The sequence below is a fragment of the Streptomyces sp. Y7 genome (genome assembly GCF_043195415.1).
GTDB lineage: Bacteria > Actinomycetota > Actinomycetes > Streptomycetales > Streptomycetaceae > Streptomyces.
In genome coordinates, this window is the sequence record NZ_JBIDDQ010000010.1 from 188633 (window position 1) to 207407 (window position 18775).

Here is an 18775-nt window from a genome sequence, read left to right on the forward strand (position 1 = left end):
CGCCGTGCGGACAGGCGTCACACGTGAATCGGATGCGACGTACGCCCCGAAGCCGCGTCGATCTCGCCGTGCGCCTTGCTGAGCATCTGCATCGCGAGCTCGTTCAGCGCGCGGGCGCCGGCGATCTCCTCCCCGACCCGTGGCTGATTGGAGTCCGTGTGGTGCCGGGCGGCGTGCCCGTGGGCCCGTACCTCGGTCCCGTCGGGCAGCCGCACCATCGCGACCGCCCTCGTGTGCTCGTCGTCCTCCATGAACTCCATCTCGACATGCCATCCGACTGTGGTGTGCATCATGACGATCACCTCCGGAAGTACTGATTCCAGGGTGCGCCTGTCGAGAGCCGCGGACTAGTCGGCTGCACGGCAAATCCCCCGAAGCCGCCCCTGCGCCCGTTCCGTCCCCCTCTGCACCCTGACCTCACCGGTGACACACCCGGACGAAGCCCGCAACTCGGGATCAGGTGAGACTCGGCACAGTCGCTTCGGCGGGCGGTCGCGGGCTGCTTCCATGGAGATGTCGCGCGCCGGCCCTGGCCCCGCCGCCACCGCCACGTCCCCTGTTCACCACTCCGGGCCACATGAAGGACATGCGCTGCTGCTTCTCCGCTCATCTCCCCGCTCTCGCAGCACTGTCGGCCTTCCCCGGCCCCTGCGAGGTGCTGCGCTCCGGTGCGCGCCTCGCCCCCGCCCTGCTGCGCTCGGCCTCCGCCGCCGTGCGCCGGGTCCGCTCGTGGCACCCCGACGACCTGACCGCCGTCAACCTGGAACTGGTCACCCTGACCGAGGACCGCGCCGTCATCACCTGGTACACCGGCATCCCCGGCACCGATGACGGCCTCGGCCACCCCCTGCCCGCGATCACCGAGGGCGAGATCGTCTACGGCACCCACCCCGCGCGGCTGAACCGCACCGCGTCCGAGGGCCGCCGGACCGCCCACCACCAGGTCGAACTCACCGACCTGGAGCCGGGGCAGACGTACTACTACCAGGCCCGCTCCCGGGCCGTCGCCGCCACACCCACCCCGCTGCACCTGGTGCGCGGCAACGCCGTGGGCACCTCGGCGTTCGGGCTCGGCTCGGGCGGCGGGCCGTACTCCTTCACCACCCCGCAGCCCCCGCCCGGCCGGCATCTGCTGTCGATCGCGCTCTGCAACGACCTGCATCTCGGCGAGACCACCGCCGGCCTCGTCGGCGGCCTGCCCCTGCTGCGCGGCGTCGTCCAGCAGCCGGGCCGCGCGCCCTACCCGGAACTGATGAGCCGCGCCCTCGTCGCCGAGGCCCGGCGGCGCGGGGCGGACCTGCTGCTGGCCGGGGGCGACATCTCGGCCGGCGGGTCGGCCCACGACCTCGGCGAGGCCCGGCGGATCCTGGACGGCTTCGGCGCGCACGGCGAGGACTACTTCGTCGTACGCGGCAACCACGACCGCTCCCGGGACGGCTCCTTCCACACCACGTTCCCGGGCGGGGGCGACGGGCCCGGGTACTTCGCCCGGGACCTCGGCGGACTGCGGATCATCGGCCTCGACACCTACGCCAAGTCCGGCAACGGCGCCGACGCGGGCGGGCTCGGGGCCGAGCAACTGGCATGGTTCCAGGGGCAGCTGCGGCAGCAGCCGGACCAGCCGACGCTGGTGTTCGGCCACCATCCGCTGACCGTGCGGGACTCCCTCTTCCCGGTGACCCGCGGCCAGTGCCTGGAGCGGCGCCAGGCCCGCGCCCTGGTCGACGCCTACGCCTCCGCGCCCGGCGTCTTCCTCCACCACGCCGGCCACACCCACCGCAACAAGCGCACCGTGCTGACGCGGGCCCCGCACGTCACCCATCAGGAGGTCGCCGCCGCCAAGGAGTATCCGGGCGGCTTCACCCTGGTGCGCATCCACTCCGGCGGCTACGCCCTCAACCACTTCAAGGCCGGTGACGTGGCGGCCCGGCAGTGGAGCGAGCGCAGCCGGCGGGTGGCCGCGGGCCTGTGGCCGCACCACGCGCTGGGCCGCTCGGTCACCGACCGCAACAGCATGCGGCCGCACGACCTGTCCGGAGTCGCGGTCCGTGAATAGCGCGTGACCTTCCGTGTTCGTAGCATCGAGACATGGCGACCCTGTGGGACCTCATGCGGGACTGCATCCCCGACGACCACGCCCGGCAGGTCACCTCGCGCTACTACGTGGACGAGGTGATGGCCGCCCCCGGCGCGCCCGGGCTGGTCGTGGACCTGGGGTGCGGCCGCGGCACCTCGGCCGCGCTGTTCCGCAAGCACGACCCCGAGGTGCGCTGGATCGGCGTCGACATCGGTGACTCGCCGGAGGCCGGGCAGCGCACGCCCGGCGGCGACCCGGTGGTGCACTACGACGGCGTCCATCTGCCCCTCGGCTGCGCCTCGCTGCCGCTGATCTACTCCCACCAGGTCTTCGAGCACGTGGCCCGGCCGCGCGAGCTGCTCGCCGAGATCGCGCGGGTGCTGCGGCCCGGCGGCCGCTTCATCGGATCGACGTCCCAGTTCGAGCCGTACCACTCCTTCAGCCTGTGGAACTACACGCCGTACGGGTTCCGCAGGCTGGTGGAGGAGGCGGGGCTGGTGCTGGAGGAGATCCGGCCCTCGCTGGACGGGGTGGCGCTGATCATGCGCAGCTATCTCGGCAGGCCACCGGAGTACAGCCGGTACTGGGACACCCAGTCGCCGCTGAACGACGAGATCGACCAGTGGGCGAGGAGCGGGCGCCGCAAGACGGCGCTGGTGAATCTGCGCAAGCTGACGTACTGCGGCCAGTTCGCGTTCCGGGTGGCCAAGCCGGCGCTCGCCTGACCCCTAGAACAACGCCTCGAGTCCGCCGATCAGCGGCAGTGGGGCGATCGCCAGGACCAGTGCCGCCACCGCCAGCCCCGGCCGGATGTCCCGCTTCCCCACGAAGCCCGCCACCGCGGCGACGGGCGGCAGGAGGCAGAACGCCAGGAAGCTCCACTGCCAGCCCTCCTCCTTCGTGAGGAAGAGCAGGAGAGCCAGGTACACGGGGACGGCTCCGGCGGACATCATCCGGGCGCGGGAGAGGAACAGCTCCAGGCTTTCGCCGGAGGCGGGAAAGGACATCTCAGGCCACCACCCGGTTGTCGTAGCCGGCGGAGCTGGCCTCGGGGAAGTCGTCGGCCGCCGTGAAGCCGTTGACCGCGGCGGACAGTGCCGCGCCGAGCACGGTGATGGCCGCCATCGTCGCGTCGAACGCCTTCACCAGCGCGGCGAACCGGTCGATGATCATGACGGCCTGGGCCGCGGCGAGGGCGAACATGGCGACGGACGCCGCCTGCCCGCCGATCGGGATGGCGTTGACGGCGGTGGCCGCCGCCATGTTCGCCATCCAGATGATCGCCATGTCCGCGAGGAAGACGACGCCGGCCTTCAGGAGTTCGGCGAGCTGGAAGACCTCCTGCGCCGCCGCGTCGTAGCAGGTCCTCAGGGAGTCGAAGGTCTCCTTGAAGTCGGCGAGTTTCTTGCCGAATTCGTCGAAGTAGACCTTCGCGGCGTCGTAGGCGTTCCCCTGCCAGGTCACGCCGACGTTCGCGGTGCCCTTCTTCAGGTTCGCGGCGACCGCGTCGCAGAACGAGCCGAGATTCGCCCAGACCTCGGCGCAGTCCTTGTACTTGCTCCAGTCACCGAGAACCCAGTTGTTGATCTCGCCGAAGATGTCGAAGCCGAAGAGGAGTTTCACCGCCTCCACCGCCACGGTCGAGGGGCTGCCCAGGTCCAGGACGGTGCCGAGGGTCTTCTGGACCGGGTTCATCATGTATTCGTCGGCGTGCCCCTGGCCGTAGCTGATCAGCGGGTTGTCGCTGTCCCCGGCCGGCGCCTTGAGGGCGGCCGACGCGTCCTGCGCGTCGGCGAAGTCGCTGCCGTTGCCGCCGCCGGCCGCCGCGCCACCGCCGCCCTTGGAGCCCGGGTAGGTGGCGTCCATCTTCGCGGCCTGATCGGTGTCCGTCTCGCGGTAGTACGTGGCGGACTTGGACAGTTCCGACTGGGAGGAGTTGAGGACGCTCTGTGCTTTCCGCAGGGCTTTCTTGGCGGATTCCACGTACTCGTCGTGACTTCCCGCGACGAGATCCCAGAGCTGCCCGCCGCCCGCCTTGTCGATCTGCGTGTGGTTGCCCGCGTACTCGACGGCCTTCGTCGCGCCGTCGGCGCCACGCGACACGAGCGAGGCGAAGCCCTGGATCGCGTCCGGCTCTACTTGAAAACCCACAGTCGTCTCCTGCCCCCGTCAGTACAGTGACCAGCCCCGGCCCTCGTGCCGGGACTTGTGGCCGGCGCCCTTGTCGGGCACCGCGCGTCGTTCCTCGTCGATCTGCTCCTGCTCCGCGGCGATCGCGCGCCTGCCCTCAGCGGCGAGCTCCTCGCGCTCGGCCTCGGAGAGCGCGGCCCACTTCTCCGCCATCGGGGCCGCCTGCTCCACCAGCTGGTCGGCGTACGCGGACACGTTCGCCGCGTCCCGCAGGCCGACCCGCCCCGAGAGGACCTCCTGCGCCATCTCCTTCAGAGCGTCGCCGCCGTGCCCGGCGGCGAGGGTCTCCAGGGACTTGCGCAGCAGCCTCGCCTGCGCCGGGTCGCCCTGGGACATCTCCAGGAGTTCGGAGTCGTCGAACTGCTTCTCCGAGTCCGGACTCTCGGCCACATGTCCTCCCTTGGGCAGATCACAGATGCCGTGCATGGCGAAACCAGGGTGCCCGGCACGACACCCCCGAGGCGATGCAATCACAGATCTGTCACACGCCCCGCGCGTCACAGAGACGCGACGGGGCGGCACGAACGGCCCGGATCAGCCCATAACGCCCGCACGCCTCGCTCGGACGTCGTGTCGTCCGTGCTGTCGCACCGGGCGTCAACCCGCGCGCAGCATCAGGGCGATCCCGGCGACCAGCAGCCCCGCCGCCGCGATCCGGGGCGCTCCGAAGCGCTCCTTGAAGACGACGGCCCCGATGGCCGCCCCCACGAGGATCGACGACTCCCGCAGCGCGGAGATCGGGGCCAGCTCCGCCTTCGTCTGGGCCCACAGGACCAGGGCGTACGCGGTGACGGACAGGGCCGCTCCCAGCAGCCCCAGCCAGGCGAACGGGCGCAGTACCGCGACCGTCTCACCGCGCCAGCGCCACACCGCGTACGCCGGGATCACCAGGCCCTCGATCGCCATCAGCCAGGCGATGTAGCCGAGGGAGGAGCCGGAGGCACGGACGCCGAGGCCGTCCAGGACGGTGTACGCGGCGATGCTCAGCCCGGTCGCCAGCGCCGCTCCGATCGCCGCCCAGTTCGGCCGGCGCCCGCGCAGCCCCCACAGGGCGACACCGGTGAGTCCGGCGCAGGACAGGGCGATCCCGGCGGCCCCCCAGCCGTTCGGCACCTCGTGCGCGAAGACGGCCGCGAAGACGGCGACGACCAGCGGCGCGGTACCGCGCGCGATGGGGTAGGCCTGCCCGAAGTCGCCCAGCCGGAACGACTTCATGAGCAGCGCGAAGTACACGATGTGGACGAGGGCGGAGGCCAGCAGGTAGGGCCACGCCCGCGCCGCGGGGAACGCCCCGAAAGGCATCAGCGCCAGCCCGATCAGCACCCCGCCGCCCGCGATGAGCGTGAACCCGACGAGCTTGTCGGTGATCCTGTGCGCGATGGCGTTCCAGCCCGCGTGGGTGACCGCGGCCAGCAGGACCGCGGAGGTGACCAGCGGGGTCACGAAGTCTGCTCGCGCACGTCCACCAGGGCGGCGCCCGCGTGGGCGACGAGAGCCTTGGGCTCCATGGGGAACACGGCATGCGGGTTGCCCGCCGCGGCCCACACGACATCGTGCTCCAGCAGCGAACGGTCGGCCAGCACCCGCGTCCGCGTCACATGCCCGAAGGGCGGTACTCCCCCGATGGCGTAGCCCGTCGTCTCCCGTACGACCTCCGCCTTGGCCCGTGTGACCTTCTCGGCCCCGAGCTCCGCGCGCACCCGTTCGACGTCGACGCGGGAGGCGCCGTCCATGAGCACCAGCACCGGCACCCCGTCGGCCGCGAAGACGAGCGACTTGCAGATCTGGCTGAGCTCGCAGCCGATCGCGGCGGCGGCCTCGGCGGCGGTGCGGGTCGCGTCCGGGAAGCGCCGGATCCGCGCGTGCACGTCACCGAGTCCCAGCTCTTCGAGGGCGGCGGCGAAACGGGGGTGGGCGGCTGTCGTCATGCAGGGCACGTTAGCGGTGCCTGTAAGGGCCACGCGAATGGGATTCTCCGCACGCCGGGCGCGCGGGAAGCCGGTGAGGGCACCCCGTCCCCACGGGGCCCTCACCGGCCGGTCCACCCGGTCGGGTCAGGTCAGACCCTTGCCAGCGCGCGGTCCTCGTCGGGGTCGGCGTCCTTGCCCGACTCGTCCTCGGCGCGCAGGCCCTCGCCCTCCACGTCCACGTTCGGCAGGGCCCGGTCCAGCCACTGCGGGAGCCACCAGGCCTTCTTCCCGAGCAGGGCCAGGACGGCCGGCACGATGGCCATCCGCACGACGAAGGCGTCGAAGAACACCGCGATCGCCAGGCCGAAGCCGATCATCTTGACCATGGACTCGGACGAGCCGATGAAGCCCGCGAAGACCGCCATCATGATCACGGCGGCGGCCGTGACGACCCTCGCGCCGTACTTGAACCCGGTCACCACCGCCTGGCTCGGCTTCTCGCCGTGGACGTACGCCTCACGCATCCGCGTCACGAGGAACACCTCGTAGTCCATCGCCAGGCCGAAGACCACGCCGACCATGAAGATCGGCATCATGGACATCACCGGGCCGGTCTCCTCCACGCCCAGGAGGCCCGCGAACCAGCCCCACTGGAAGACCGCGACCACCGCGCCGAGCGCCGCCATCACGCTCAGAAGGAAGCCGAGCGCCGCCTTCAGCGGGACCAGGATCGAGCGGAAGACCACGATCAGGAGGAGGAAGGCGAGGCCGACCACGAGCGCCAGGTAGGGCAGCAGCGCGTCGTTGAGCTTCTGCGAGACGTCGATGTTCATCGCCGTCGAGCCGGTGACCAGCACGGTCGCGTCCGTGTCGGCCTTCACCTCGGCGCCCTTGTCGCGGATGGAGTGCACCAGGTCCTCGGTCGTCACCGACGAGGGCTTCGACTTCGGGATGACCGTGATCGTCGCGGTGTCGCCCGCCTTGTTGGGCGCGGCCGGCGTCACCGTCACGACGTTCTTCAGGCCCTTGATGTCGTCGCCGACCTGCTGGAAGACCGCGTCCGGGTCGTCCTGGCCCTTGGCGTCGACCACGACCATCAGCGGGCCGTTGAAGCCCGGCCCGAAACCGTCGGACAGCAGGTCGTAAGCGCGGCGCTGGGTGGTGGACGTCGGCTGGGTGCCGTCGTCGCCGAGGCCCAGTTCGAGGGAGCTCGCGGGGATCGCCGCCGCGCCGAGGCCGATGACGCCGAGCAGCAGCACGGCGATGGGACGGCGTACGACGAAGCTGGCCCAGCGGGTGCCCATGTTGGGCCTGGTCCTGCCGGAGGCCGCCTTCTTCTTCGCCCGGTTGCCGCCCATCCAGCGGCTCTTGGTGCCCGCCGGGCGCACCTTCCCGCCCGCGTATCCGAGCAGAGCCGGGATCATGGTGAGCGCGATCAGCACGGCGATCACGACGGTGCCGGCGGCCGCGATGCCCATCTTGGTCAGCATCGGGATGTTGACCACCGACAGACCGACCAGCGCGATGACGACGGTCAGACCGGCGAAGACCACCGCCGAGCCCGCGGTGCCGACGGCCCGGCCGGCCGCCTCCTCCCGCTCGCGGCCCTCCGCCAGCTCCGCGCGATAACGGGAGACGATGAACAGGGCGTAGTCGATACCGACCGCGAGGCCGATCATCATCGCCAGTGTCGAGGTGGTGGAGCCCAGCTCCAGCGCGTTCGCCAGCGCCGTGATCGTGGAGATGCCGATGCCGACGCCGATCAGGGCGGTCAGCAGCGGAAGCCCGGCGGCGATCAGCGAGCCGAAGGTGATGACGAGGACGACCGCGGCGACGGCGATGCCGATGACCTCCGTGGCGCCCGTCTCCGGCGTGGTCTGGAGCGCGTCACCGCCGATCTCCACGGTCAGCCCGGCGTCCCGCGCGTCCTGCGCGGCGTCCTCCAGGGCCTCACGGGAGGCGTCCTGGAGCTCCATGCCGGAGACCTCGTACTTCACCGACGCGTACGCGATCGTGCCGTCCTTGCTGACGGCCTTCGCGGTGTACGGGTCGGCGACGGAGGCGACTTCGGAGCCGTCGGACAGCTCCTTGACGGTGTCCTGGACGGTCGCCTTGTTGCCGGCGTCGGTCATCTTCTGGCCGTGCGGCGCCTCGAACACGACGCGGGCGGTGGCGCCGTCGGCGCTCATGCCGGGAAAGCGCTGGTCCAGCAGGTCGAAGGCCTTCTGCGCCTCGGTGCCGGGGATGGAGAAGGACGTGGTGCCCGCAGCGGGCGCACTGGCCGCGCCGACACCCGCGAGGGTGAGCAGCGCGACCCATATCAGGGCGACGAAGTGCCGTCGCCTGAAGGCGAGCCGGCCGACTTTGTAGAGGAACGTGGCCACGAGGGCGACTCCCGGTCAGGTCGTGGGGTTGGTTCTGGGCAGGGGTGATCAGCCCGACGACGTGAGCGGTTACGTCAGGTGGAGGGCTAGCTGAAGGGGACTCGTCAGTTGACGGGGACGCCGAGGGCGGGGAGGACCACGGCGTCGATGTACGACATGAGGAAGGACTGGGTCGGCGGCTGGTCGTCGATCAGCGTGCGCGTGGCGAACGCGCCGACGAGCATGTGCACGACGTAGTCCAGCGCAGGACGGTCGGCGCGGACCTCACCGCGGTCGACAGCCCGTTGCAGCACCCGGCGGAACTCGTCCATCTCCGGCTCGACCAGCAGTTCCTTGAACGCCTGGAGGAGGTCCGGATTGCCGTGCACCGCCATGAACAGACCCCGCATCAGCGCGGCGTTCTGCTGCATGGCGCAGTCGTCCTCACGGGAGGTGAGGGCGTGCAGGTCGCCCCGCAGGGATCCGGTGTCGACGTCGGAGATGCCGCCCGGCTTGTTGTGCCGGATCGCCTTCGCCACCAGCTCCGGCTTGCCGCCCCACTGGCGGTAGAGCGTCGCCTTGCTGGACCGGGTGCGGGCCGCCACGGCGTCCATGGTGAGGGCGTCGTAGCCGACCTCCCGGAGCAGATCGAGCACGGCCTCGTACAGCTCGGCCTCGCGCTCGGGGGTGATCCGGCTGCGACGTGCAGTTGCGACCTCGGCCACCGAACTCACCTTCCCACTCCGAACGACACGGTTTCGTACACCAACGACGATAGCGCACCCACAAGCGAAACGAAACTGTTTCGTTCGTGTTCTGGCTCACGCCGGGTCCCGATGACACGGGACGTCACGAGTTGCTCCGATCCGTCCGCGGGAAAAGCATGGGGAGGTGAGCTATCTGCGCCTGCCTCATCTCCATGACGACCTGCTGTGCTTCGTGGCCGAGGACGACCTGTGGCTGGCTCCCCTGGACGGCCCGGGCCGTGCCTGGCGGCTCACCGTGGACCGCACCAAGATCGGCCACCCCCGCTTCGCTCCCGACGGCCGCCACATCGCGTACACGAGCTGGCGCAGCCTGGTCCCCGAGATCCATCTCGTCCCGGTGGACGGCGGCCCCGGCCGGCAGCTCACCCACTGGGGCTCCGCGGACACCCAGGTGTGCGGCTGGACCCCGGACGGGGTCATCCTCGCCGTCGCCTCCCACGGCGAGCCCTTCTCCCACTACACCTGGGCCTACAAGGTCCGCCCCGACGGCGACCCCGGCCGCAAGCTGCCCTGGGGACCCTGCTCCGACATCCAGGTCGCCGGCCTGGAGGACGAGCGCAGGACCCTGCTGCTGACCGGCACCCCGCCGCACGAACCGGCGTCCTGGAAGCGGTACCGGGGCGGCGCCACCGGCCGGCTGTGGCTGCACTGCGAACGTCTGCTCCCGGACCTCGACGGCCATCTGGCCTCCCCCATGTTCGTCGGTGACCGGATCGCCTTCCTCTCCGACCACGAGGGCGTCGGCAACCTCTACTCCTGCGCCCACGACGGCACTGGCCTGCGCCGGCACACCGACCACGACGCCTTCTACGCCCGGCACGCCGCAAGCGACGGCACCCGGGTGGTGTACCAGTGCGCGGGCGACCTGTGGCTCGTGGACGACCTGAGCGCCGGCTCCGCACCGCGCCGCCTGGACGTCCGGCTGAGCGGGTCGTGCACGGGCCGCCGCACCTACCAGGTGCCCGCCTCCCAGCACGTCGACGGCGTCTCCGTCGACGAGACGGGCCGCGCGAGCGCCGTCGTCGTCCGCGGCAGCCTGTACTGGCTGACCCACCGGGACGGCCCGGCCCGCACGATCACCGACACCCCCGGCGTACGCGTCCGGCTCCCGGAGATGCTCGGCTCGGTCGGCCAGGTCGCCTATGTGACGGACGCGGAGGGCGAGGACGCGATCGAGATCGCCTACCTGCCCCGCGCGACCGGCGACCGCGACCCGCGCCGGCTGGCCTCCGGCGAGGTGGGCCGGGTCCTGGAGATGGTCGCCGACCCCAAGGGCGAGCGCCTCGCCATCGCCGCGCACGACGGACGGCTGCTCCTCCTCGACGCGACGGAGGACTCCAACGGCGAGGTCACGGAGCTGATCCGGTCGGTCAACGGCCCCGTGCGGGATTTGGCCTTCTCCCCGGACGGGACCTGGCTGACCTGGTCGCATCCCGGGATCGGCCGTTCACTGCGGCAGATCAAGCTCGCCCGCATAAAGGACCGCCTGATCGTCGACGTCACGGACGGCCGCTTCGAGGACGAGAACCCCGTGTTCACCCGCGACGGCCGCTACCTCGCCTTCCTGTCCTGGCGGGGCTTCGACCCGGTGTACGACGTCCACACCGGGGACCTGTCCTTCCCGCTGGGCTGCCGCCCCTATCTGGTGCCGCTGTCCTCCGCGACCCCCTCCCCCTTCGCCCTGACCCCCGAGGGCCGCCCGGCCGCCGGGGGTCTGGACCCGGTGCAGGACGACGAGGGCGACGGCGGCGGCGCGACGATCGTCGAGGTCGAGGGCCTCGGGAGCAGGGTCACCCCCTTCCCGGTCGCCGCCTCCAAGTACTCGGCGCTGTGCCCGGTCTCCGGCGGCGGTCTTGTCTGGCTGCGCTGGCCGATCTCGGGCGCGCTGGGTGAGACGTTCGCCAACCCGGACGACACGACGGGGCGGCCCACCCTGGAGCACTTCAACATCAGCAAGGCCAAGAAGTCCGAACTCGTCGACCACCTCGACTGGTTCACGGTCAGCGGCGACGGCAGCCGGCTGGTCGTGGTCGACGAGGGCGATCTGCGCGCGGTGCCCGCCACGGAGTCCGGCGACAGCGACTCCACGGTGTGGATCGACGCCCGCCGCATCCTGCACGAGGTGGATCCGGCGGCGGAGTGGCGGCAGTCGTACGAGGAGGCGGGCCGGCTGATCCTGGCGTACTTCTGGGAGCCGGGCATGTGCGGCATCGACTGGGACGCGGTCCTCGACCAGTACCGGCCCCTGGTCGAACGCGTCGCCTCCCCCGACGACTTCGCGGACCTGCTGCGCGAACTGCTCGGCGAGCTAGGCACCTCGCACGCCTACGTCACGGCGGCCCGCCGCAACGAGGGCCCACCGCACTACCAGCGCTGGCAGGGCCTGCTCGGCGCCAACTTCGTCCACCGCGACGAGGGCTGGACGGTCAAGCGCATCCTGCCCGGCGACTCCTCCGACTCCAAGGCCCGCTCCCCGCTGGCGGGCACGGGGATCCGCGAGGGCGCGGTCCTCACCCACGTCGACGGCCGCCCCGTGGATCCGGCCGCCGGCCCCTACCCCCTCCTGGCCGGCGCCGGCGGCACCACGGTCGAGCTGACGTTCACCCCGGCGGAGGGCGTGGCGGGCCGGGCGCGCCGCGTGGCCGTGGTCCCGCTGATCGACGAGCGCCCCCTGCGCTACCAGGACTGGGTGGCCAAACGCCGTGCGGTGGTCCGGGAGTTGAGCGGCGGCCGCTGCGGCTATCTGCACATCCCGGACATGGGCGGCTCGGGCTGGGCCCAGTTCAACCGGGACCTGCGCAGGGAGATGTCCCATCCCGCGCTGATCGTCGACGTCCGCGGCAACGCGGGCGGCCACATCAGCGAGCTGGTGGTGGAGAAGCTGACCCGCACGATCCTGGGCTGGGACCTCACCCGCAACGCCCAGCCGGTGTCGTACGCCTCGAACGCCCCGCGCGGCCCCGTGGTCGCGCTGGCCGACGAGGCGACCTCCTCCGACGGCGACATGATCACGGCCGCCTTCAAGCTCCTCAGGCTCGGCCCCGTCGTCGGGCAGCGCACCTGGGGCGGAGTGGTCGGCATGACCGGCCGCCACCGCCTCGGCGACGGCACGGTGATCACGGTCCCGATGAACGCGGCCTGGTTCGACGCGTACGGCTGGTCCATCGAGAACAAGGGCGTCACCCCCGACCTGGAGATCCTGCGCACCCCACTGGACTGGGCGGAGGGCCGCCACGCCCAGCTCGCCGACGCGGTCGAACTGGCCCTGGAACTCCTGGAGTCCAACCCGGCGGCGACACCCCCGGACTACTCCCACGTCCCGGACCGCTCACGTCCCAAGCTGCCGCCGCGTACAACGCCCTGAGCGGCACGACCAACCGCTCACCTCTTGAGGCACAGCTCCACCAACTCCCCAGGGGGCGCGGGGAACTGCGCGACCAGCCCCCACCGGCCCGCACCCGGCAACGCACCCCTCGAGGGCAACGCAAAACGCGGGGCACCCACCAAACCGTGGGCACCCCGCGTCGCGTTCAGCGCGACGACTGACTACCGGTCGTAGTCCTCGTCGAACCGCTCCTCGTCCTCACGCATCCGGTCGGGCTCGTGGTCCCGCTCCGGACGCTGCGGGCGACCCCGCTCCGGCTGCCCCTGCGGACGGCCCCGCTCCGGCTGCCCCTGCGGACGCCCGCGCTCCTGCTGACCGTGCTGGCGAGCACGCTCCTGAAGCTGCTCGGACTTCTCCTTGAACTGGTCCTTCATGCCCATGTGGGTTCACTCCCGTAGTGGGTGGGGATTGGCCCCTCGGTGGGGCCTCGACCAGATTCACACGGGCGATAACCCTGCGCATGTCGATCAGTTACGCCGCGTAATACGCTCCTGCTCATCGGCCGCGCCGCCCGCTCCGACCAGCCCCGTGCGCATGCCCTCCAGCCGGTCCGCGAACCGCCGCATCTCCCGCTGCCCCACCGTCCCGATGAGCGCGGGCAGATATCCGCGCACGCCCTGCATCCCGCGCAGCCACCACTGCCCGTACACATGGCTGGAGCGCCGCTCGATCCCGGCCACGATCCGCTCGACCGCCGGCCCCAGCGGGTAGGTCTTGTTGGACGGCCACGGCAGCCGCTGCCTCAACTCCCGCATGACGTCGTCCTGATCGGCCCCGCGCACCATGTCGGTGTCGGTCCAGGACAGGTAACCGACCCCGACCCGCACACCCTTGTACCCGACCTCGGCACGCAGGCTGTGCGCGTACGCCTCCACACCCGACTTGGACGCGCAGTACGCGGTCATCATCGGCGCCGGGGTGATCGCCGCGAGCGAGGCGATCTGGAGCAGATAGCCCCGGCTCTCCATCAGCACGGGCAGGAACGCGCGAGCCGTGACCGCCGACCCGATGAGGTTGACCTCGATGACCCGCCGCCAGGCGTCCGGGTCGGAGTCGACGAACGGACCGCCGGTCGCGACGCCCGCGTTGGCGACGACGATGTCGACCTTCCCGAACCGCTCCTTGACCTCCTGCGCCACGCGCGCCATCGCCTCGTGGTCGGTCACGTCGGCGTACCAGTGGTCGCTGTCGCCGTGCAGCCGCTCGGAGACCTGCTTGAGGGCGTCCGCCTCCAGCCCGACCAGCGCCACGGCGGCACCGCGTGCGGAGAGCTTGCGCGCGAGCAGCTCCCCGACGCCCCGCGCCGCGCCCGTGACGACGGCGACCTGTCCTTCGAGGCTCACCTTGCTCATGCGCCCTCCTTCACCTGCGTGTTCTTCGTGGCCTTGGGTGCTGTGGTGACGAGTTCCCGTATTTTCGCGGTCACCAGGTCGGGCGCCTCGACCGGCGTCATGTGCCCGAGGCCGGGCAGTTCGGTGACGTCGATGAGCTGCGGCAGCGCGGCGGCGAGGGCGTGCGTGTGCACCGGCGGGGTCATCCGGTCGGCGGTGCCGACGAGTACCGCGGTCGGCACCGTCAACTGGCGTACGCCGTGGTCGAGATCGAGCAGGTCGAGCACCCGCGACCAGGCGTGGCGCACCTTGCGCGGGCAGGCGTGCACGATCCGCGCGCACGCCTCGACCATGTGCGGGGCCGAACCGGGGCCCATCGTCGCGTACTTCAGGATCGCCCGGGCGACCGGCGTGACCGGTCCGAGCGGCGCCCGGGAGCCGAGGACGCGCCCGGTCAGCCAGGTGCGCAGCCGGCCCGCGCGCAGCGGTATGACGGTCGACTCGGCGACCAGCCGCGAGGCCCCGGTGCTGCACAGCAGGACGGCGGCGGCGTGCTCGCGGAAGCCCGGGCGCGCGGCGGCGGCCATCACCGTCATGCCGCCCATGGAGTGCCCGGCGATCACGGCCTTCTCGCCGGGTGCGAGGGTCTCCTTCAGGACGGCTTCCAGATCGTCGGCGAGGGCGTCGGCGGTGCAGGCAAGGCTCGCCGGGCTGCGTCCGTGGCCGCGCTGGTCGTAGGCGATGACGCGGTGGTCGACGGCGAGTTCGCGGATCTGCGCCGCCCAGAAGGCGGTCGAGCAGGCCCAGCCGTGCGCGAGGACGACGGCGGGCGCGTCGGGGTCGTCGACGCGGCCGTGCACCTCGACGTGGAGCCGGGCGCCGTCGGCGGACACCACCGTCAGCTCACGGGCGGGGACGGGCGGGGCGTACGGCCCGGAAGCGGCGTTCATCAGGCGGCTCACGCGGACACCTCCGCGCTCTCGCCGGCCTTCGCGCTCGCGCCCTTCTTGGCGCTCCCGCCGGTCTTCACGCTGTCGCCCTTCTCCGCGCTCCCGCCGGTCTCCTCGCGCGCCCCGGCGGACGCCCGCACGACGGCGTACTCGGCGAGATCCACGCGCCGGGTGGCCCGCCGGAACTCGCTCGTGGTGCCGGGCCAGACGGTCGTGTTACGCCCGTTGGCGTCCAGGTACCAGCTGGTGCAGCCGCCGGTGTTCCACACCGTCCGCTTCATGCGCTCCTGCACCTGCCGGTTCCAGGCGTGCACGGCGCTGGGGCGGGCGTCGAGGGCGACCCGGCCGCCGAGCAGGCCGAGCTGCCGTACGAAGTCGGCCATGTAGTTCAGCTGGGACTCGATCATCAGGATCATGGAGGAGTTGCCGAGGCCGGTGTTGGGCCCGATGACGGTCATCCAGTTCGGGAACCCGGCGGCGGAGGCGCCGCGCAGGGCCTCCATGCCGCCCTTCCACGTCTCGGCGAGCGTCTTGCCCTCCGCACCCACCACCCGCTCGGCGATCGGCATGTCGGTGACATGGAACCCGGTGCCGAAGACGATCGCGTCGACCTCGGCCTCGGTGCCGTCGGCGGCGACGACGGTCGAGCCGCGGATCTCGCTGAGCCCGCTGGCGACGACGTCCACGTTGGGCCTGGCGAGCGCCGGGTAGTACGCGCTGCTCAGCAGGATCCGCTTGCAGCCGATGCGGTAGTCCGGGGTGAGCTTGGCGCGCAGTGCCGGGTCCTTGATCGCGCGGGCCATGTTCTGCTTGGCCAGCCGCTCGATGAAGCCCAGCTCGTTGGGATGCTTGGTGAACGCCTGGACCTGCAGCTCGCGGATGCCCCACAGCAGCCCGCGGCGCAGCCGGCTGGTGAAGGGCAGGGCCCGGTGCAGGGAGCGTTCGGCGCCGCTGATGGCGCGGTCCATCCGGGGCATGACCCAGGGCGGGGTGCGCTGGAAGAGCGTGAGCCGCTCCACGTCGGGCTGGATGGACGGCACGATCTGGATGGCGGAGGCGCCGGTGCCGACCATGGCGACCCGCTTGCCGCGCAGGTCGTAGTCGTGGTCCCAGCGGGCGGAGTGGAAGACCTTGCCGGGGAAGGAGTCCAGGCCCGGGATCTCCGGCGTCTTGGGGTCGGACAGCGGCCCGGTGGCGGAGACGACGAAGTCGGCGGACAGGCTTCCGCTGCTGGTCTCGATGTCCCAGCACAGCCGCTCGCCGTTCCAGGCCATCCGCTTCACCTCCGAGTCGAAGCGGATGTGCGGCCGCAGCCCGAAGGTGTCCGTGACGTGCTCCAGGTAGGCGCGGATGTGCTCCTGCCCGGAGAAGGTGCGCGGCCAGTCGGGGTTGGGCGCGAAGGAGAACGAGTACAGGTGGGACGGCACATCGCAGGCGCATCCCGGATAGCTGTTGTCCCGCCAGGTGCCGCCGACGCTGCCGGCCCGCTCCAGGACGACGAAGTCGGTCACGCCCTCGCGCCGCAGCCGCACGGCGGCACCCAGCCCGCCGAACCCGGACCCGACCACCGCGACCCGCACATGTTCGCGTTCGGCCATGCCTGTGCCTCCACACTCGAACCGGAACCATGCCAGTGAACACTGGCGCAATGGGGAGCGTAGAGGAGGTCCGTACCGACCGGTAGGGGTAGGGACGAGGAAAGTTACCGCCGGTACGAATTAAGGTTCCCGAGTGACCGAGAAGCGTGAATACCGCATGGAGGAGCTCGCCCGACTGGCCGGCATCACGGTGCGCACCCTGCGCTTCTACCGAGAACGCAAGCTGATCCCGCCGCCGCGCCGCGAGGGCCGCATCGCCTGGTACGACGAACACCACCTGGCCCGACTGCGCACCATCGCGGCCCTGCTGGAGCGGGGCCACACCCTCACCGGCATCGCGGAGCTGGCGGAGGCCCTCGACCACGGCCGCGATGTCGCCGACGTCCTCGGCGTCACCCCGACCGAGGAGGAGCCCGTCCGCCTCACCCCCGAGGAACTCGCCGCCCGCTTCGAGGGCCAGGTCACCCCGGAGAACCTGGCCGCCGCCCTGGATCTCGGCTACCTGGGCACCGACGGCGACGAGATCGTCCACATCAGCCGCCGTCTGCTGGACGTCTCCTCAGCCCTGGTCCGCGAGGGCATCCCCCTCGCCGAGGTCCTGGCCGCCGGCAAACACGTCCGCCAACACGTCGACGACCTGGCGGAGATGTTCGCCGAACTCGTCCTCCGCCACGCCCACGAGGACGACCTCCAACGCCTGCGCCCCCTGGCCCGAAGCGTGGTGGAGGCGGAACTGTCACTGGCCCTGGACCGCCGCCTGCGCAAGCAGTAGCGCCCCGAAGGGCGCGGGGAACCGGGCGAACGACCACGCCGGTGCCGCACCCCAGCGGCGGCACGTCGCGGTGCTCAGCGGTCGTAGACCACCGTCACCGGCGCGTGGTCCGACCACCGCTCGGCATGCGTCGCCGCGCGCTCGACGTGACCCTTGACCGCCCGCGCGGCCAGACCCGGCGTCGCCACGTGGTAGTCGATGCGCCATCCCGTGTCGCTGTCGAAGGCCCGCCCCCGGTACGACCACCACGAGTACGGCCCCTCCACATCCGGATGAAGCGCGCGCACGACGTCGACGTAACCGCCGGTCGACGGGTCGAAGACCTCGGTCAGCCAGTCCCGCTCCTCCGGCAGGAACCCGGAGTTCTTGGTGTTGCCGCGCCAGTTCTTCAGGTCGGCGCGCTGGTGGGCGATGTTCCAGTCGCCGCAGACGAGGACCTCGCGGCCGTCGGCGGCGGCGCGTTCGCGCAGGTCCTTCAGGTGGGCCAGGAACTCGCCCATGAACCGGAACTTCTCGTCCTGCCGTTCGGTGCCGACCTCACCGGAGGGCAGGTAGAGCGAGGCGATCGTCACACCCGGCAGGTCGGCCTCGACGTAGCGCCCGCTGCCGTCGAACTCGCTCGACCCGAAGCCGACCTGAACACGGTCCGGCTCCCGGCGGGTGTAGAGGGAGACACCGGCGCGGCCCTTGGCGGCGGCGGGCGCGTGCACGACGTGCCAGCCTTCCGGCGTGCGGACGTGCTCGGGCAGCTGCTCCGGCTCCGCGCGCACCTCCTGCAGGCACAGCACATCGGCGTCGGTTCCGGCGAGCCACTCCACGAAGCCCTTCTTCGTGGCGGCCCGCAGCCCGTTCACATTCACAGAGGTCACAGTGAGCACCTCGGCACCCTACCGGCACACTGGACGGTGTCCGGTTCTGGAAGCCCTTGATCTTGAATTGATATACGGTACCTAGCATGCATATACACCCCGTCTCCTTCGACCACCCTGACGCCGTCAAGCTCAGCGACCAGGTCCAGGCCGAGTACGCGGTCCGCTACGGCGACGACGGCGACGCCACGCCCCTCGCCACGACCGACTTCGCCCCGCCGAACGGCCTCTACCTGATCGCGTACGACGGGCAGGGCACCCCGGTCGCGTCCGGCGGCTGGCGCGCCCAGGACGACAACGGCGAGGGCAACCAGGACGGGGACGCCGAGCTCAAGCGCATGTACGTCGTCGAGGCGATGCGCGGACGGGGCCTGGCGAGACGCATCCTGGCGGCGCTGGAGGAGGACGCCCGGGCGGCGGGCCGTATCCGCATGGTCCTGGAGACCGGCGCCAAGCAGCCGGAGGCGGTGGCCCTGTACCGGTCCAGCGGCTACGAGCCGTGCGGGAAGTTCGGCTACTACCGCTTCCACGACCTGAGCCTGTGTTTCGCCAAGGCGCTGTGA

18 protein-coding genes are annotated in these 18775 nt (G+C 71.4%); 5 read left to right on the forward strand and 13 right to left on the reverse strand.

The window, feature by feature from the left end; translation table 11 throughout:
• Nucleotides 1-17 precede the first annotated feature (17 nt).
• Nucleotides 18-293, reverse strand: coding sequence for a DUF1876 domain-containing protein (locus ACGFW6_RS25350; protein WP_393514063.1), 276 nt, complete (start codon nucleotides 291-293; stop codon nucleotides 18-20).
• Nucleotides 294-586: 293 nt separating this feature from the next.
• Between ACGFW6_RS25350 and ACGFW6_RS25355 the strand changes: the two genes are divergently transcribed.
• Together ACGFW6_RS25355 and ACGFW6_RS25360 are read left to right on the forward strand one after the other, a co-directional pair.
• Nucleotides 587-2056: a metallophosphoesterase gene (locus ACGFW6_RS25355; RefSeq protein WP_393514208.1), complete on the forward strand. Its 1470-nt coding sequence runs from the start codon at nucleotides 587-589 to the stop codon at nucleotides 2054-2056.
• 32 nt (nucleotides 2057-2088) lie between these two features.
• Nucleotides 2089-2802, forward strand: a complete 714-nt coding sequence (locus ACGFW6_RS25360; RefSeq protein WP_393514066.1) for a class I SAM-dependent methyltransferase — start codon at nucleotides 2089-2091, stop codon at nucleotides 2800-2802.
• 3 nt (nucleotides 2803-2805) lie between these two features.
• Here ACGFW6_RS25360 and ACGFW6_RS25365 read toward each other — a convergent pair whose 3' ends face one another.
• The 7 genes from ACGFW6_RS25365 to ACGFW6_RS25395 form a co-directional block, all read right to left on the reverse strand.
• Entirely contained in the window at nucleotides 2806-3084 is a 279-nt protein-coding gene (locus tag ACGFW6_RS25365; RefSeq protein WP_393514069.1) for a hypothetical protein, read from the reverse strand.
• A 1-nt stretch (nucleotide 3085) separates the two neighbouring features.
• Complete coding sequence (locus ACGFW6_RS25370) at nucleotides 3086-4228, reverse strand: hypothetical protein (protein ID WP_393514072.1); 1143 nt, start codon at nucleotides 4226-4228, stop codon at nucleotides 3086-3088.
• A gap of 18 nt (nucleotides 4229-4246) precedes the next feature.
• The gene (locus ACGFW6_RS25375) at nucleotides 4247-4657 is read right to left on the reverse strand and encodes a hypothetical protein (RefSeq protein ID WP_393514075.1); all 411 of its coding nucleotides are present in this window, start codon (nucleotides 4655-4657) and stop codon (nucleotides 4247-4249) included.
• A 207-nt stretch (nucleotides 4658-4864) separates the two neighbouring features.
• Complete coding sequence (locus ACGFW6_RS25380; RefSeq protein WP_393514078.1) at nucleotides 4865-5710, reverse strand: EamA family transporter; 846 nt, start codon at nucleotides 5708-5710, stop codon at nucleotides 4865-4867.
• A complete protein-coding gene (locus ACGFW6_RS25385; protein ID WP_393514081.1) occupies nucleotides 5707-6195 on the reverse strand; it encodes a YbaK/EbsC family protein in 489 nt (162 codons plus the stop codon). The genes ACGFW6_RS25380 and ACGFW6_RS25385 overlap by 4 nt, the downstream gene beginning before the upstream one ends.
• A 131-nt stretch (nucleotides 6196-6326) precedes the next feature.
• A complete protein-coding gene (locus ACGFW6_RS25390; protein WP_393514084.1) occupies nucleotides 6327-8561 on the reverse strand; it encodes an MMPL family transporter in 2235 nt (744 codons plus the stop codon).
• Nucleotides 8562-8665: 104 nt separating this feature from the next.
• Nucleotides 8666-9265: a TetR/AcrR family transcriptional regulator gene (locus ACGFW6_RS25395; RefSeq protein ID WP_393514087.1), complete on the reverse strand. Its 600-nt coding sequence runs from the start codon at nucleotides 9263-9265 to the stop codon at nucleotides 8666-8668.
• Between the two features lie 166 nt (nucleotides 9266-9431).
• Here ACGFW6_RS25395 and ACGFW6_RS25400 point away from each other — a divergent pair, with 166 nt between their 5' ends.
• Nucleotides 9432-12671, forward strand: coding sequence for a S41 family peptidase (locus ACGFW6_RS25400; RefSeq protein ID WP_393514090.1), 3240 nt, complete (start codon nucleotides 9432-9434; stop codon nucleotides 12669-12671).
• Between the two features lie 182 nt (nucleotides 12672-12853).
• Here the strand turns inward: ACGFW6_RS25400 and ACGFW6_RS25405 are convergent, their stop codons facing one another.
• The 4 genes from ACGFW6_RS25405 to ACGFW6_RS25420 form a co-directional block, all read right to left on the reverse strand.
• Nucleotides 12854-13072 (reverse strand): hypothetical protein, encoded by a 219-nt coding sequence (locus ACGFW6_RS25405; protein WP_393514093.1) that lies wholly within the window; start codon nucleotides 13070-13072, stop codon nucleotides 12854-12856.
• An 87-nt stretch (nucleotides 13073-13159) separates the two neighbouring features.
• The gene (locus ACGFW6_RS25410) at nucleotides 13160-14044 is read right to left on the reverse strand and encodes an SDR family oxidoreductase (RefSeq protein ID WP_393514096.1); all 885 of its coding nucleotides are present in this window, start codon (nucleotides 14042-14044) and stop codon (nucleotides 13160-13162) included.
• Entirely contained in the window at nucleotides 14041-14985 is a 945-nt protein-coding gene (locus tag ACGFW6_RS25415) for an alpha/beta fold hydrolase (protein ID WP_393514099.1), read from the reverse strand. The genes ACGFW6_RS25410 and ACGFW6_RS25415 overlap by 4 nt, the downstream gene beginning before the upstream one ends.
• Nucleotides 14982-16571, reverse strand: coding sequence for a flavin-containing monooxygenase (locus ACGFW6_RS25420; RefSeq protein ID WP_393514102.1), 1590 nt, complete (start codon nucleotides 16569-16571; stop codon nucleotides 14982-14984). Before ACGFW6_RS25420 ends, ACGFW6_RS25415 begins: the two co-directional genes overlap by 4 nt.
• Nucleotides 16572-16728: 157 nt before the next feature.
• Here ACGFW6_RS25420 and ACGFW6_RS25425 point away from each other — a divergent pair, with 157 nt between their 5' ends.
• Nucleotides 16729-17343, forward strand: a complete 615-nt coding sequence (locus ACGFW6_RS25425; RefSeq protein WP_393514211.1) for a MerR family transcriptional regulator — start codon at nucleotides 16729-16731, stop codon at nucleotides 17341-17343.
• A gap of 74 nt (nucleotides 17344-17417) precedes the next feature.
• On the opposite strand, the gene ACGFW6_RS25430 is transcribed toward ACGFW6_RS25425, so the two are convergent.
• Complete coding sequence (locus ACGFW6_RS25430) at nucleotides 17418-18221, reverse strand: exodeoxyribonuclease III (RefSeq protein WP_393514105.1); 804 nt, start codon at nucleotides 18219-18221, stop codon at nucleotides 17418-17420.
• Nucleotides 18222-18298: 77 nt separating this feature from the next.
• On the opposite strand from ACGFW6_RS25430, the gene ACGFW6_RS25435 reads away from it, so the two are divergent.
• Entirely contained in the window at nucleotides 18299-18775 is a 477-nt protein-coding gene (locus ACGFW6_RS25435) for a GNAT family N-acetyltransferase (protein WP_393514108.1), read from the forward strand.